Annotated in this window: 16 protein-coding genes; 15 read left to right on the forward strand and 1 reads right to left on the reverse strand. The window is 64.3% G+C overall.

The window, feature by feature from the left end:
- The 15 genes from VGV41_RS19665 to VGV41_RS19735 all read left to right on the forward strand — a co-directional run bounded on the left by VGV41_RS19665 (position 1) and on the right by VGV41_RS19735 (position 12,329).
- A complete protein-coding gene (locus VGV41_RS19665) occupies positions 1 to 1,014 on the forward strand; it encodes an ABC transporter substrate-binding protein (protein ID WP_326865757.1) in 1,014 nt (337 codons plus the stop codon).
- Positions 1,015 to 1,022: 8 nt separating this feature from the next.
- Positions 1,023 to 1,817: an ABC transporter ATP-binding protein gene (locus VGV41_RS19670; protein ID WP_326865758.1), complete on the forward strand. Its 795-nt coding sequence runs from the start codon at positions 1,023 to 1,025 to the stop codon at positions 1,815 to 1,817.
- Positions 1,814 to 2,701, forward strand: a complete 888-nt coding sequence (locus VGV41_RS19675) for an ABC transporter permease (RefSeq protein ID WP_326865759.1) — start codon at positions 1,814 to 1,816, stop codon at positions 2,699 to 2,701. Before VGV41_RS19670 ends, VGV41_RS19675 begins: the two co-directional genes overlap by 4 nt.
- The gene (locus tag VGV41_RS19680; RefSeq protein ID WP_326865760.1) at positions 2,698 to 3,414 is read left to right on the forward strand and encodes a succinate dehydrogenase/fumarate reductase iron-sulfur subunit; all 717 of its coding nucleotides are present in this window, start codon (positions 2,698 to 2,700) and stop codon (positions 3,412 to 3,414) included. The genes VGV41_RS19675 and VGV41_RS19680 overlap by 4 nt, the downstream gene beginning before the upstream one ends.
- Complete coding sequence (locus VGV41_RS19685; protein WP_326865761.1) at positions 3,411 to 3,737, forward strand: succinate dehydrogenase; 327 nt, start codon at positions 3,411 to 3,413, stop codon at positions 3,735 to 3,737. Before VGV41_RS19680 ends, VGV41_RS19685 begins: the two co-directional genes overlap by 4 nt.
- On the forward strand, positions 3,734 to 4,072 hold the full coding sequence (locus VGV41_RS19690; RefSeq protein WP_326865762.1) for a succinate dehydrogenase: 339 nt from the start codon (positions 3,734 to 3,736) through the stop codon (positions 4,070 to 4,072). The genes VGV41_RS19685 and VGV41_RS19690 overlap by 4 nt, the downstream gene beginning before the upstream one ends.
- Before the next feature lie 4 nt (positions 4,073 to 4,076).
- Positions 4,077 to 4,811: a sulfite exporter TauE/SafE family protein gene (locus VGV41_RS19695; RefSeq protein ID WP_326865763.1), complete on the forward strand. Its 735-nt coding sequence runs from the start codon at positions 4,077 to 4,079 to the stop codon at positions 4,809 to 4,811.
- Between the two features lie 11 nt (positions 4,812 to 4,822).
- Entirely contained in the window at positions 4,823 to 5,695 is an 873-nt protein-coding gene (locus VGV41_RS19700) for a fumarate hydratase (protein ID WP_326865764.1), read from the forward strand.
- Positions 5,696 to 5,705: 10 nt separating this feature from the next.
- Complete coding sequence (locus VGV41_RS19705; protein WP_326865765.1) at positions 5,706 to 6,314, forward strand: fumarate hydratase C-terminal domain-containing protein; 609 nt, start codon at positions 5,706 to 5,708, stop codon at positions 6,312 to 6,314.
- Positions 6,311 to 8,038 (forward strand): L-aspartate oxidase, encoded by a 1,728-nt coding sequence (locus VGV41_RS19710; RefSeq protein WP_326865766.1) that lies wholly within the window; start codon positions 6,311 to 6,313, stop codon positions 8,036 to 8,038. Before VGV41_RS19705 ends, VGV41_RS19710 begins: the two co-directional genes overlap by 4 nt.
- Before the next feature lie 155 nt (positions 8,039 to 8,193).
- Complete coding sequence (locus tag VGV41_RS19715; protein ID WP_326865767.1) at positions 8,194 to 9,114, forward strand: AAA family ATPase; 921 nt, start codon at positions 8,194 to 8,196, stop codon at positions 9,112 to 9,114.
- Positions 9,111 to 10,019, forward strand: a complete 909-nt coding sequence (locus VGV41_RS19720) for a sulfotransferase domain-containing protein (RefSeq protein ID WP_326865768.1) — start codon at positions 9,111 to 9,113, stop codon at positions 10,017 to 10,019. Before VGV41_RS19715 ends, VGV41_RS19720 begins: the two co-directional genes overlap by 4 nt.
- A complete protein-coding gene (locus VGV41_RS19725; RefSeq protein ID WP_326865950.1) occupies positions 10,019 to 10,291 on the forward strand; it encodes a PqqD family peptide modification chaperone in 273 nt (90 codons plus the stop codon). The genes VGV41_RS19720 and VGV41_RS19725 overlap by 1 nt, the downstream gene beginning before the upstream one ends.
- A complete protein-coding gene (locus VGV41_RS19730) occupies positions 10,254 to 10,724 on the forward strand; it encodes a lasso peptide biosynthesis B2 protein (RefSeq protein WP_326865769.1) in 471 nt (156 codons plus the stop codon). The genes VGV41_RS19725 and VGV41_RS19730 overlap by 38 nt, the downstream gene beginning before the upstream one ends.
- Positions 10,725 to 10,745: 21 nt before the next feature.
- The gene (locus tag VGV41_RS19735; RefSeq protein ID WP_326865770.1) at positions 10,746 to 12,329 is read left to right on the forward strand and encodes a radical SAM protein; all 1,584 of its coding nucleotides are present in this window, start codon (positions 10,746 to 10,748) and stop codon (positions 12,327 to 12,329) included.
- Between the two features lie 62 nt (positions 12,330 to 12,391).
- On the opposite strand, the gene VGV41_RS19740 is transcribed toward VGV41_RS19735, so the two are convergent.
- Positions 12,392 to 14,305 carry an asparagine synthetase B family protein gene (locus VGV41_RS19740; protein WP_326865771.1) on the reverse strand — a complete coding sequence of 638 codons (1,914 nt, stop codon included), beginning with the start codon at positions 14,303 to 14,305 and terminating at the stop codon, positions 12,392 to 12,394.
- Between the last annotated feature and the right edge of the window lie 100 nt (positions 14,306 to 14,405).

Consider the following 14,405-nt stretch of genomic DNA (forward strand, 5'->3'; position numbering starts at 1 on the left):
ATGATTTTCCGCAGGCATTTCTACGCCTTGGCCGTGCTATCCGCCGCAGCCCTGGTGGCCGGCGCCGTGCCCGGTCATGCCGAGACGCGCACCGTTCGCATCGCGAAACAATACGGCATCTCCTACCTGCCGCTGACCATCATGCAGGAGAAGAAGCTCTTGGAGGCCGAGGGCAAGAAGCTCGGCCTCGACCTGTCGACCGAGTGGGTCCGTTTCACCGGCGGGCCGCCGATGAACGAGGCGCTGATCTCCGGCAATCTCGACTTCGCCTCCGGCGGCGTCGGGCCGCTGGTCACAATCTGGGCGCGCACGCAGAACAACATCAAGGTGAAGGGCATCGCCGCGCTCAACGCGATGCCGCTCTATCTCAACACCATCAATCCCAACGTGAAGACCATCAAGGATTTCACGGAGAAGGACCGTATCGCCTTGCCGGCGGTGCGCGTGTCGATTCAGGCAGTTGTATTGCAAATGGCAGCCGAGAAAGTCTTCGGTCAGGGCCAGGAGCACAAGCTCGATACTCTCACCGTATCACTGAGCCATCCCGATGGACTTGCGCAGATGATGAGCGGCAAATCCGAGATCACCGCGCATCTGACGTCCGCGCCGTACCAATACGAAGAGCTCGACGATAAGCGCGTGCATCGCGTGCTCAACAGCTACGACGTGCTGGGTGGGCCGCATACTTTCAACGTCGTCTGGGCGAATGCGAAGCTCTATCAAGGGAGTCCGAAGCTGGTGCAGGCCTTCCTCGCCGCGCTCGGCGAGGCGATGAAGGAGATCAAGGCGGATCCGCACGCCGCGGCGGAACTGTGGGTCAAAGCCGACAGGTCGAAGCTGCCTGTGGCGGAGGCCGAGAAGATCATCCGCGATCCGGAGAACCAGTGGACGATGACGCCGCTGCGTACCATGGCGTTCGCCGACTACATGGCGCGGGTGAAGATGGTGCCGGTCAAGCCAGCGAGTTGGAAGGACATGTTCATCGACGCAGTACACAATCTGCCGGGGAGCTGAGGCCGGACGTGAACGCGGATAGCAATACCCCGCTGCTCGCCGTCAACGGCGTCACGCTGCAGTACAAGACGCCGCGGCATCTGGTGACGGCGACCTATCGCGTCGACTTCTCGGTGCACCAGGGCGACCGTTACGTGATCCTCGGGCCGTCCGGCTGTGGCAAGTCCACGCTCTTGAAGGCAGTCGGCGGCTTCATGAGACCGGTGGAAGGCGATATCCGCATCCGCGGCAGGGACATCGTCGCGCCCGGCCCCGACCGCATGATGGTGTTCCAGGAATTCGAGCAGCTGATGCCCTGGAAGACGGTGTTTCAGAACGTGCTCTTCCCCATGAAGGTGACGCGCAAGTTCGGCCGCGCCGAGGCGAAGGAGCGCGCCGAAGCAGCGATCGCCAAGGTCAACCTGGCGCAGTTCCGCGACGTCTATCCGCACATGCTCTCGGGCGGCATGAAGATGCGCGTCGCCATCGCGCGCGCCATGGCGCTCGAGCCCGACATCCTGTTGATGGACGAGCCGTTCGCCGCACTCGACGCGTTGACGCGGCGCACGATGCAGCAGGAACTGCTGTCGCTGTGGGAGCAATTGCGCTTCACCGTGCTGTTCGTGACGCATTCGATCGAGGAAGCCATCATCGTCGGCTCGCGCATCCTCGTTTTGTCGCCGCATCCTGGCCGCGTCCGGGCCGAGCTCGACACCGGCAGCCTCGATTACGGCAATATCGACCGGCCTGAATTCGGCGCCATGTCGAAGCGCATCCATGACCTGCTGTTCGCCAATGAGCGGGCGAAAGAGGCGACGGCATGACGATCGACGTCCAGCATCAAGGGCTCGCGCCGGCCCGGCCGGAATTCGAGGTCGAGCCGACCGAGGCGGTGACCATCGGCGACGTCGAGCGACCGCTGTCGCTGTCCGAGCGCATCCTCAGCAACGAGAGCTTCCAGCGGCTGATGATCCTCGTCGTGCTGATCGTCGTCTGGGAAGTCTACGCGATCTGGCTCAACAACTCGTTGCTGTTTCCGACCTTCACCGAGACGGTCCAGACCTTCTGGCACGACATCCGCAACGGCGTGCTGATCAATCGCACGCTGACGTCGCTGCAGACACTGGCTATCGGCTATGCCGCCGGGCTCGTCTGCGCCGCCGTGTTCACCACCTTCGCTGTGGCGAGCACAATCGGCACGCGCATCCTCTCGACGCTGACGGCGATGTTCAATCCGCTGCCGGCGATCGCGCTGTTGCCGCTGGCGCTCATCTGGTTCGGGCTCGGCACGCCGTCGCTCGTCTTCGTCATCATCCATTCGGTGCTGTGGGCGGTGGCGCTCAATACGCTGTCCGGCTTCCGCGCCGTGCCGGAGACGCTGCGCATGTCGGGCCGCAACATGGGCCTGAAAGGCGCGCGCTACGTCGGGCTGATCCTCATCCCGGCGGCGTTCCCCTCGATCCTCGCCGGGTTGAAGATCGGCTGGGCCTTCGCTTGGCGCACATTGGTCGCAGCGGAACTCGTGTTCGGCGTCTCGTCGCGCTCTGGCGGCATCGGCTGGTACATCTTCGAGGCGCGCAACGATCTCGATACCGCAACCGTGTTTTCCGGTTTGCTGACCGTTATTCTTATCGGTCTTTTCGTCGAGTCGATCATCTTCCGCACCATCGAAGCGCGGACGGTCAATGTCTGGGGCATGCAACGATGAGCGCGACGCTCGACGTCGCGATCTGGCGCGGCACCGAAGACGGCCACTTCCAGTCCTTCGCCGTGCCGCGCCGCGAGCACCAGACCGTGCTCGACGTCGTCACCGAGGTGCAGCGGCATTTCGATCCGACCCTGTCCTACCGGTTCGCCTGCCGCGTCGGCATGTGCGGCTCCTGCGCCATGGTGGTGAACGGGCGCCCGCGCTGGACCTGCCGCACGCGCGTGAGCGAGGTCGCCGAGGGCGACCGGCTCAAGCTCGAGCCGCTGCGCAATCTCACGATCGTGAAGGATCTCGCGGTCGAGATGACCGACTTCTTCGATAAGTGGAAGGATGCGCGCGGCTATTTCGAGCCCGGCCCGGCGCCGGAGACGGACTTCGCCGTGGTGCCGCCCGAGACGCGCGAGCGGCAGACCGCCAATGCCGGCATCGAGTGCATCGGCTGCGGCGTCTGCTATTCCGCGTGCGATGTGGTCGCGTGGGATCAGGACTATCTCGGCCCGGCCGCGCTCAACCGCGCCTGGACGCTGGTCAATGACGTACGCGACCGCGGTCAGACCGAACGCATCGACGCAGTCGCCACCGATGCCGGCTGCCACGCCTGCCATACGCACATGAGCTGCACGCAATTCTGTCCCAAGCAGATCGCGCCGACTTATGCCATCGCCGGCTTGAAGCGCGCAGTGATGAAGCGCGCGTTCGGAGGCGGCGGATGACCGCGCTCCTGTTCGCCGCGCAACGCTTGAGCGCGATGGTGCTGGCGCTCGCCGTAGCCGTGCATCTCGCCACCATCCTCTATGCGAGCCACGCGGGGCTGACGGCAGGCGCCATCCTCGCGCGCACGCACGGCAATGTCGCCTTCGCGACGTTCTATGGCCTGTTCGTGGTCGCCGTTGCCGTGCACGCGCCGATCGGCCTGCTTAACATCTTGCGCGAATGGACGCCCTGGCGCGGACGCACGCTCGACTTCGCGCTCGTCCTGTTCGCGCTGATGCTCCTCCTGCTCGGCTTCCGCGCCGTGGTGGCGGTTTACGCATGAGGGCGTCGCACAAACAGCGCGGCTTCGTGGCCGCGATGCTGCACCGGCTGTCCGGAATCGCGCTGGCGATTTTCCTGCCGCTGCATTTCCTCGCCCTCGCCACCGCGCTCAACGGGGCCAATGCGCTCGACTCGTTCCTCGCCCTGACGCGCAATCCGTTGGTCGAGGCGTCCGAGTTCGGCCTGGTCGCAGCGCTGGCGCTGCACATGACATTGGGCCTGCGCGTGCTCGCCATCGAGTTCCTCGATTTCCGCGAAAGGACTGCCGCCATCGTCTCCGTCTGCGCCGCCGCGGCGTGCGCCGCCGGCCTCGTCTTCGTCCTCAATCTCGGCTGACGGCATGTTCGGCGGTCTCACGCTCGATACCATCGCGATTCTCTGGCTCGGCGCGCTGCTCGGTGGCATCGCCGCCGGCGGTTCCGGCTTCGCCTTCGCGCTGGCCGCCTCTTCGATCTGGCTGCACCGCGTCGATCCGCTGCATTCGACGATCATGGTGACTGGTGCCGGCGTACTGCTGCACCTGTCGACGATCTGGCCGCAGCGCAAGAACATCAGCGTCGCGCGCCTATCGCCGTTCATCGCCGGTGCGCTGGTCGGCATCCCGATCGGCGTCTACCTGCTCGCCTACACCAACGCCGGCGCGCTCAAGCTCGTACTTGGCACCTTCCTCATCGCCTACGGCGCCTACGCCGTACTCTCGCCGCGCCTGCACACGATCAGCTTCGGCGGCCGCGGGGCAGACGCTATCGTCGGCTTCATCGGCGGCGTGCTTGGCGGCATCGGCGGCTATTCCGGGGTCATCCCCACGATCTGGACGCAGATGCGCGGCTGGCCGAAGGAGATCGCGCGCGGCGTCTACCAGCCCTATATCATCGTGGTGCAGAGCATCACGCTGGCTGGCATCGTCTGGGTCACGCTCGACCGTATGGGCCTCGTGCTGCTCCTGTCGGTGCTGCCGCCGCTCCTCATCGGAACCTGGATCGGCTGGCAACTTTACGGCAAGCTCGATGAGCGGCGGTTCCGCCAAGGCCTGGGCTTGCTGCTGATCGCATCCGGCGCGACACTCATTCTGTAGGAGCAAAGCCCATGCAGCTCGATCTGAAGGAAGTCGAGGAGCTCGCGAAGACTCTCTATATCCGCGCGCTCAAATTGCTGCCGCCCGACATCAAGCGGGGCTTCGATCGGCTGATCGCTACGGAGACCGACGCGACCGGTAAGGCTGTTCTCGGCACCATGGTCGAGAACATCGCGGTCGCCGAGCGAACGCGCAATCTGCTCTGCCAGGACACCGGCATCCCGATCTACAACATCGTCATCGGCCGCAACGTCGAGTTCGACGGCGCCGGCATGAAGGAGGCGATCCGCCGCGGCTGCGAGCGCGCAACGAAGGAGCATCCGCTGCGCTCCTCTGTCGTGCACCCGATCACGCGCAAGAACGAGCAGACCTCGTGCGGCCCCGGCGTGCCGCTGATCAATGTCGACTTCGACACGCGCGAGGAGACGGTCGAGATCGAGATGATCCCGAAAGGCTCCGGCTCGGAGAACGGTTCGTTTCTGCAGATGCTGATCCCCGCCGACGGCGTCAAAGCGGTCAAACGTTTCGTCATCGACCGCGTCATCGAATGCGGCGGCCGCGTCTGCCCGCCGACTATCGTCGGCGTCGGCATTGGCGGCACCTCGGATCTCTGCATGCATCTCGCCAAGGTGGCGGCGACGCGGCCACTCGGTACGACGTGCAAGGATGAGGAAGGCGCCAGGATCGAGGCGCAGCTCTCGGAAGCCGTCAACGAGCTCGGTATCGGGCCGCAAGGTCTCGGAGGCCGCTCGACCTCGTTCCGTGTACATGTCGAGGTGGCGGCAACGCACATCACCATGAATCCGGTGGCGGTGAACATCCAGTGCCATTCGGCGCGCCGCGCTTCGGCGGTCATCACGCCGGGCGGGATTGCCTTCGCGTAAGGAGCGGACGATGGCCCATCATGTCCTCGACATGCCGATCACCGAAGCGCAGGTGCGCGAATTGAAAGCCGGCGATACGGTCACGCTGGAGAAGACCCTGTACGGCATTCGCGACGCCACCCTGATTGCGATGTTCGACGGCGGCCGCACGACGCGGCTCAACATGAAGGGCCATGCCGTGATCCATACTGCGCCCAACGTGCGCAAGGTCGACCCGCGTCATGACAATTCGTCCGGCTACGAACCTTTGTGCATCGGCACGACGACTTCGATGCGCATGGAGCGTTTCACCCGGCCGCTGATGGAGCGTGAGGGCGTGCGGCTGATCATCGGCAAGGGCGGCATGGGCCAGGGCACGCTGGATGCCTTCGGCGAGCTCGGCGGCGCCTATCTTGCCGTCGTCGGCGGTGCCGCCGCGTTGCAGACGACCTGGATCGAGGCGATCGAAGAGGTTGATTTCGACGACCTCAATCCCGAATCGCTCTGGAAGTTCCGCATCAAGGAGTTCGGCCCTCTGCTGGTGACGATCGACTCCCACGGCAATTCGCTGCACGCGCAGGTCAACGCCGACGCGGCCGCGCGCCGCGCTGCCGTGCTGGCAAGCATTGGCGCGGAATGAACACGCTCCAGACAGACATCCTCATCCTCGGCGCCGGCGGCGCCGGGCTGTTCGCGGCGCTGCACGCGAAAAAGGCCAATCCGGATCTCGACGTCACGATCGCGGTGAAGGGTCTGCTCGGCAAGTGCGGCTGCACGCGTATGGTGCAGGGCGGCTACAACGTCGCGCTGTCGCCCGAGGATTCGGTCGAGCGCCATTTCATGGACACGATCGAGGGCGGCGGCTGGCTCAACAACCAGGAACTCGCCTGGCGGCTGGTCGAGACGGCGCCGAAGCGCATCCGCGAGCTGGAGACCGAGCTCGGCTGCTTCTTCGACCGCAACCCGGACGGCACCGTGCACCAGAAGGCCTTCGCCGGGCAGACCTTCGACCGCACCGTGCACAAGGGCGACCTGACCGGCATCGAGATTATCAATCGGCTGGCCGAGCAAACGTGGCGGCGCGACGTGCGCCGGCTCGAGGATCATCGCGCGCTCGATCTCATTCCCGCCGTCGACGGCTCGGGGCTCGCCGGCGTGCTCATGCTCGACATGCGCACGGGCGAGGTCACGCTCGTGCGTGCACGGGCAACCTTGCTCGCCACCGGCGGCGGGCCGACCATGTACCGCTACCACACGCCGTCGGGCGACAAGTCGTGCGACGGGCTGGCCATGGCGCTGCGGGCCGGGCTGCCGCTGCGCGACATCGAGATGGTGCAATTCCACCCGACCGGACTGCTCGCCGGCGAAGGCACGCGCATGACCGGCACCGTGCTCGAGGAAGGGTTGCGCGGTTCCGGCGGCTGGCTGACGGACAGCGAGCAGAAGCGCTTCATGTTCGACTACGACAAGCGCGGCGAGCGCGCGACGCGCGACATCGTTTCCCGCTCGATTATGGACCGCATCCGCAAGGGCTTCGCCTCGCCGCACGGCGGCGTCTACATCGAGATGGGCCACCTCGGTCCGGAGCGCGTGCGCCGCGAATTCAAGGGTATGGTCGAGCGCTGTGCCGACTGCGGCTTCGACCTTGCCGCCGGCCGCGTCGAGGTGATCCCGACAGCGCATTACATGATGGGCGGCGTGGTGTTCGACACCGACTGCACCACGCCGATGCGCGGCCTCTACGCCGCCGGCGAGGACACCGGCGGCGTGCATGGCGCCAACCGCCTCGGCGGCAACGGCGTCGCCAACTCCACCGTCTACGGCGGTATCGCCGGCGACGTCATGGGCGCACGCGTCAAGCCGGGCGGCGGCCTGCCCGATCCGGACAAGGCGGCGATCGCGGCGGCAGAGGCCCGCGCCTTCGCGCCATTCGGCCGCAAGGCCGGCGCCGGCGATCTCACCGAGATGCGCGAGCGGCTGTTGCGCATCATGTGGGACGACGTCGGCATCCTGCGCACGGCGGAGACGCTGGCGCGCGGCAAGGCGGCGCTCGAGACGCTGACGCGCGACATCGAAGCCTGCGGCATCGCCGACGGCAGCCGCCGCTACAATCTCACCTGGATGGACCGGCTCAACCTGGAAAACCTGACCTTGGTCAGCCGCGCCATCTGCGCCGCCGCCGACTTCCGCAAGGACAGCCGTGGCGCGCATTTCCGCGAGGATTTCCCTCAGCCGTCCGACCTCGCGGGCTCCGCTTTTACCAAGGCGACGCTGGCCGGCGGTGCGATCACGGTGACCAGCGAGCCAGTCACCTTCAGCCGCGTGCGGCCGGGGCAGAGCCTGCTTGGGCAGGCGGCAGAGTAGCAGCCGCGCAGTTGCCCGGCCGGCAGGCCGGAAACCCTTTTATCGCTAGTGTGTTAGCGCTGGTCAGCGGCACGCACTGCGTGTGTTTTCACAATCGTTCTTGCGATGGTTTGGTTGTATTCTAGAATGAGCTCGCGTAGTCACGGGGCTTCAGGGTGGAATTCTACCGTATCTCCGGGCTTTCGGTTGCCAGCGAGATCGTGCTTCCCGGCTTGATTGCCGGGGCGCCCTCGGTGTCGCCGGAGGTCACGATCCGCCGCGGCGAGGTGCCCGAGGCGCTGCCGGCTGCCACATCGTCCGGCATCACCTGGCAGCGATGCGACGCGCAATTCCTGCTGCGCATCCCGGCCATCGCCCGTTTCATGCTCACCGGTGGCCGCGACGTCGTCGTCGCTCCGGAATCCGACGCCGATCCGGACGACGTACCCATATTCCTCCTCGGCACGGTGTTCGGAATTCTGCTCCATCAGCGCGAGCAGATCGTCCTGCATGCGAGCGCGGTGGATGTGAGCGGCAGGGCCATTGTATTTTGCGGCGCTTCGGGCGCCGGCAAGTCGACGCTGGCGGCCGCGTTGGCGCATCGCGGCTATCCGGTCGTCACCGACGACGTTTGCGGTCTTTCGCTTCACGACGAAGTGCCGACCGTCCATCCCGACGGCCGACACCTCAAGCTGTGGGCGCAGGCGATCGCACGGCTGGACCTGACGGAACGGCGGGGCGCGCGCGTACGTCAGAAACTCGAGAAATTTTTCATCGATCCGCACAACGTATCCACCGAGCCGTTGCCGCTCGGCGCCATTTACGTTCTGCGCGAGGCGCGGCCACCGAACGCGGCCAGTATCACGCAGCCGAACGTGGTCGACGCGACGCTGCTGCTCCGGCGAGGCGCCTATCGGCCTCGGCTTGTGTGGCAATTCGATCAGAAGGCGGCGTATTTCCACGCCGCGGCGCGAATCGCAAACATCGCGGGGATTTATCACCTCACCCGGGTGCTGGATTTCGCCGCCATGCCGGATGTGATCGCGTCGCTCGAGCGCCACTGGCAGGATCTTGGCATCATGGAGAGCGCTCCGTGACGCGGACGATCTGGCTCGCGTCCTATCCGAAATCCGGCAACACCTGGTTCCGGATGCTGGTCGCCAACCTGGCGGCGACGGACAGGCCTGTCGACATCAACAACCTGCCGGAGCGCGGCGGCATCGCCAGCGCGCGCGGGCCGTTCGATCATCTCACGCTGATCGAGTCAGGGCTGCTCACGCACGACGAGGCCGACCGGCTGCGGCCGCGCGTCTACGAGGAGCTCAAGCGCGGCGCGCCCGACGATGAATATGATGCGCTGGAACCGCCGCAACCGGTGCGCTTTGTGAAGTGTCACGACGCCTACACGTATACGGTGAATGGAGAGCCTATGCTCGGCGGCGCCAAAGGCGCCGACGCCGCCATCATCATCGTCCGCGACCCGCGCGACGTGGCGACGTCGCTGGCGCACCACAGCCACGTGACCGTCGATGCGGCCATCGATTTCATGAGTAATGCCGCCGCCGCGTTCTGCGACAAAAGCAGCCAGCAGGCGAACCAGCTTCGTCAACAGCTTCCCGGCTGGAGCGGGCATACGGAAAGCTGGCAAACGCAGAGGGACATTCCGATCCATCTCGTTCGCTACGAGGACATGAAGGCCGACACGGCCGGCACATTGCGCCGCGCGCTCGCCTTCGCAGGACGCGACGTCGGCGACTCTGATGTCGCTCGCGCCGTCGCCTTCGCGGATTTTTCGGAGCTGAAGCGGCAAGAGACGGAACTCGGCTTTCGTGAGGCAGCGCCCAAATCGCCGAGGGCCTTTTTCCGACGCGGCGAGGCCAGCGGCTGGCGCGACGAACTGACGGCGGAGCAGGTCGCTCGCATCGAGAAGACCCACGGGCCGATGATGAAGCGGCTCGGCTATCGTCTGTCGTCGGAGACGGTTGAAGGAGAAGCGGCGTGATGGTGCGCAGGCAGGGCGATTGGCTTTCGGCCAAGGTCGGCGATGAGCTGGTGATGATGAGCGCCGAGAAGGGCAACTATATCGGCCTGTCCGAGGTCGGCGCGCGCGTCTGGGAAATCATCGAGACACCGAGTGAATTCGATGCGGTCTGCGCCCAACTTGTGCAGGAATACGAAGTCGAGCCGGACATCTGCCGCGCCGAGATGAAGGCCTTTCTCAACGAGTTGGTGAAGCATGGCGCGATTGCGCTTGATCCGTCGCCTGCTGCTTAGGTTCGGCCAGATCGGCCGACGCCGGCGCACGCTGGTCGCCGAGGCCGTGCTGTGCCTGCTCGCAGCCCGGCTGGCGCTTCTCTTCGTGCCGTTTCCCAGACTGGCACGGCGCCTTGGCCGATTCGTGCCGCCCGACCAGGCGCAGGGTCTTGGCACCGCCTCGACGGCACAGGCGGCACAGGCCGCCACCGACATCGGCTGGGCGGTGACGCGCGCCGCGCGCTACATGCCATTCAAGGCGGTCTGCCTGCCGCAAGCGATGGCGGCGCAGGCAATGCTGCGCCGGCGCGGCGTCGCCAGCGTCATGCATTTTGGCGCAGCGAGAGGCGCGGAGAAACCGCTCGACGCTCACGCCTGGCTCGATGCGGCGGGCGTGGAGGTGACGGGCTATCCGGTGGCCGAAAGCTTTGCCGAGATCGCGTGTTTCGTGTGAAAGGCCGGCGCACTTGAAATCATGACGACACAATCGAAGAATGCGTTAAGGAACGGCGGCTCCGGATATCTGAGCCATCGGCCTCTACAGATTGCCATGACGCCGGCGAGAGCGGTCGGTGGCGTCAGCGATGCATTCGCCAATTACCGACCGCGCCGGGCGGACATCGTTGCGTTGACGCGCATTGTCGGTGGAAGATCGGACGCCCTGGCGGAAGTGCTGCCTATCCTCGACTGCTTGACGCTGCGTCCGCCCGCTTCGTTTGCGAACCTGTCAGACGTGTATGCAGCCGCGCGGCGCGCCGACCAACCGCCGAGACCAAGCACACAGGCCATTCGCCTCTTGCAACGTTTCTTTCTGGACGAGGTCGATCGACGACTGCAATTTCTCTATCGTCAATACCTTTCCTCATGCACAAATGCGGTCGATGCGCCTCACGACGAGAAGGTCTGCGCGCTAGAAGCAGTGCGAAACGAAGCGCAAGCGATCGTCAGTTCCTATGCCTGGCATTGGCTGGCCGAGTGGCTTGAACTGGAACTGATCGGCGAAACCGCCGCCACCTGCATCCGTCGTCTTTCGAATCTCGCTTTTAAGCTCGCGCGGATCAATTTCCGTCTTACCTATCACTGCAACATCTCGTGCCGGCATTGTTACAACAGTTCCGGTCCGCATATGAAATCGCAACGCATTCCACTCGATGCGATGCTTGAAATGGTCGCTCAAATGCCGGCCGCTGGCATCGGGCACCTTAATTTGACCGGTGGAGAACCGTTTCTCTATCGCCGCGATTTGCTGACGCTGATCGCCGCCGGCCGAAGCATCGGGCTGCACGGTATAAGCATTTACACCAACGGATATTGGGCGCGGAGCGATGCGGAGACGAGACGAATTCTCGAGGAACTGGCTGAAGCTGGATTTATGCAAAGCCGGGACGACCATCTCAAAGTGAGCACAGGTCTCTATCATCAGGAGTTCGTCGGAATTGACCGGGTAATGAATGCCGCACGCGAATACCATGCGATGTTCGGGCGCCGGCTGAAGATTGACGTTGAAATAGACGCCGCGCAACGAGGCGCCAAGGACGAGGTTCGCGAAATAATTCGGGCCGCCGGTCTGGGCGACCGCGTGGAGCTGTTTTTTCGCGGCGTCACGCCATTGGGGCGGGCCAAGCAGATGGGCGCCCGCAAGACACAGTCAGTTATCCCGGCTTGCGACGGGATCGACCAGATCGTCTTCGATCCCGGGGGTTACACCAGGCCCTGCTGCGGCCTGAATAACGAAAACCACGGCGTGGTCGTCGGCAATATGAAGTCCCATTCGCTTCTGGATCTGGTGAAGCGGATGCAAAACGATCCGATCCTGCAATTTGTCGCAAATAACCGCATGAGCGATCTTTTCGATCATATCGAAAAGCCGAAGATGCAAGACGGCTATTCTGGCCGATGCCACTTGTGCCAGCACGCGCTGGGAGACTTGCGCGACAAGGAAGAGCTGCAGGCCAAACTGTTCGACCGCCAGAGATTCTATCCGTTCTGGTTCAGTTCGACAGAGCCGGATCGCCCTATATCCTTTCCGGCCGAGGACGAACGGAGCGAGCTCGATTGATACTGGGCTCGGCGTTTGCAAGCCAGTCACAGCGCGCAACCGTGAGCGTCTAGCCAGTCCGCTTATTTCGTCTCGTGCTGCTCGACATAGGCGGCAAGCATAAGGGCATGCAGAGCGGCAACCATGGTCTCAACACCGGCCGGAATGTTTCCCGCAGACATGTCCGCATGGACCCGATCGGCCGCCGGGAAATCCTCGATCTGCTGCCGCAGGCGGTTGAAGTCGATCAGGCGATGCGCCGTCTCGTTGCCCGCAAAATGGGTGAACTTTTCAAGCAAATCGTCTCGGCTCTCGGCGAGGTCCAGCCAGCGACTGGGATAGAACGGATTCTTCCGCCGCCGGAACCGGACCTTTGGTGGCAGCACGTCGACCATGGCGTCGCGGAACGGTCTGCGATCATAGCCGTCGCGCACGAACAATTCGCTGGGCAAGGACAGCGCAAATTCAACGACCCGGCGGTCGAGAAGCGGAAATGCAAAGGCAAGGCCGTGGCTTGCCCCGATTTGAGCCCAGACCTCGGTCCGCTCCGAGATATGCGAACCCGTACTGAGGCGCCAGCGGTTTTCGCACGCACTCGGCGCTGTCTTGTAGGCCGCTGCCGGATTGTGCACCAGGTGAGTGCGCGCTGCCGGGGTCAGCAGTTGAGCGAGCTTATCCCGGAAAGGCCGGCGCTTTGGTGCAATCCTGTCTGCCAAAGCGACGAGCGGAGCTGGCAGCGCGGCACGCCAGAGGGGCGAAAACACGCTGCTGTACCAGATCTTGATCTTCGGCACGCCCGTCGCGCGACCCAGCGCCGAGACCTCGCGAGCGAGCTTGCGCCACCGCCCGGACAACAACAGTTCGGTAAGCGCGCCCTTGCCGCCAAAGCTTGCGGCTTCATCGCCTCCCCAACCCGAGAGGACGACGCTCACACCCCGTGCCTCGGCATCTTCACAGATTGCATTCTCCGGTTGCTCGGGGCCGAGACCAATGACGTTGTCGGCGTCCAGGCGCCCGTTGAGCATGGATAGCCGCACCGGTGGACGTATGGGCGTCCAAGCAAGGTCGCGCTCTTGCTGCAAGACAGCATCGACGAATTCGGATTCGTCCGCGACGCTGACGTCGTTGCGTCGCCGATCCACGAACGAATAGGTGTGTAGAGTACGGCCCTGCTCGCGAAGCTGGCGCGCGGCCAGAACCGCGACACAGGATGAATCCAGCCCTCCGCTCAGATGCGCGGCCGTCGCGCCGTTGTGCGGCAAACGACAGCGCACCGCCCGATCGACCAAGCGGCGCAGTTCGCGCGCGGCCTCTTCGGAGGAACAACGTCGTTTGCCGACCGATGCACGGTCAAGATTCCAATACCTGCTGATCGAGATGCCGTCGCGGGAGACTTCGAGGTAGTGCGCCGGCGGAAGACGCCTGATCCCGGACAGGAGACTGTCATCGGCTTGCCGACCACGCGCGAACCATCGCGCGAGTGCCTCTTCATCGATTTTCTTGTCAATTATGCCGACGCCATACAATGCTTTGGGAAGCGAGGCGAAGGCGAACAGCTTGCCCGGCCGATGGACATAGGAGAGCGGTCGGACGCCGAAGACATCACGACCGCAAACGAGGCGCTGTTCTTTCTTTTTCCAGCATGCGAATGCGAAGTCGCCGAGCAAGCGATGAAGGCCTGGCTCGCCAAAATGATCGAGTGCCGCCAGAAGAAGCGCATCATCATGGAGGGGAGTTGACCGAACAACAGCTCGGAGCGCTTCCGGCTCGTCGAGCCGCACGTCCGCTGCGATCACTGCCGCAGACGTCTCCGGCAGACTCTGCGATCGGCCGGGACCACTTGAGAAGTCGAGCACGACAAGAGCGACCGGACCATCTCGCCATATGGACGTGGCCGGGCGCAGCCGCGGCACCTCCATCTGGGCCACCATCGCGCGCAGAAGACGTTCGCTTGCGCCGGCACCGTCAAGGTTGAACACACCGCAGATCACGCGCATATGTGGCTCGGTTTCGAGGCGCTCGCACAGAGCTATCCCATTGGAAAAACTTAATATTCAGTCGTCCTGCGATATATTATTCTTTTTCTCGGAATAGATG

Source organism: Pseudolabrys sp., from assembly GCF_035943735.1.
Classification (GTDB): domain Bacteria; phylum Pseudomonadota; class Alphaproteobacteria; order Rhizobiales; family Xanthobacteraceae; genus Pseudolabrys.

Bases quoted from the DNA above. Each gene is read 5' to 3' on its own strand.
- VGV41_RS19740 (WP_326865771.1), bottom strand. From the start codon at position 14,305: ATGCGCGTGATCTGCGGTGTGTTCAACCTTGACGGTGCCGGCGCAAGC.
- VGV41_RS19735 (WP_326865770.1), top strand. From the start codon at position 10,746: ATGACGACACAATCGAAGAATGCGTTAAGGAACGGCGGCTCCGGATAT.
- VGV41_RS19675 (WP_326865759.1), top strand. From the start codon at position 1,814: ATGACGATCGACGTCCAGCATCAAGGGCTCGCGCCGGCCCGGCCGGAA.
- VGV41_RS19685 (WP_326865761.1), top strand. From the start codon at position 3,411: ATGACCGCGCTCCTGTTCGCCGCGCAACGCTTGAGCGCGATGGTGCTG.
- VGV41_RS19705 (WP_326865765.1), top strand. From the start codon at position 5,706: ATGGCCCATCATGTCCTCGACATGCCGATCACCGAAGCGCAGGTGCGC.
- VGV41_RS19665 (WP_326865757.1), top strand. From the start codon at position 1: ATGATTTTCCGCAGGCATTTCTACGCCTTGGCCGTGCTATCCGCCGCA.
- VGV41_RS19680 (WP_326865760.1), top strand. From the start codon at position 2,698: ATGAGCGCGACGCTCGACGTCGCGATCTGGCGCGGCACCGAAGACGGC.
- VGV41_RS19730 (WP_326865769.1), top strand. From the start codon at position 10,254: ATGGCGCGATTGCGCTTGATCCGTCGCCTGCTGCTTAGGTTCGGCCAG.
- VGV41_RS19710 (WP_326865766.1), top strand. From the start codon at position 6,311: ATGAACACGCTCCAGACAGACATCCTCATCCTCGGCGCCGGCGGCGCC.
- VGV41_RS19725 (WP_326865950.1), top strand. From the start codon at position 10,019: ATGGTGCGCAGGCAGGGCGATTGGCTTTCGGCCAAGGTCGGCGATGAG.
- VGV41_RS19700 (WP_326865764.1), top strand. From the start codon at position 4,823: ATGCAGCTCGATCTGAAGGAAGTCGAGGAGCTCGCGAAGACTCTCTAT.
- VGV41_RS19690 (WP_326865762.1), top strand. From the start codon at position 3,734: ATGAGGGCGTCGCACAAACAGCGCGGCTTCGTGGCCGCGATGCTGCAC.
- VGV41_RS19695 (WP_326865763.1), top strand. From the start codon at position 4,077: ATGTTCGGCGGTCTCACGCTCGATACCATCGCGATTCTCTGGCTCGGC.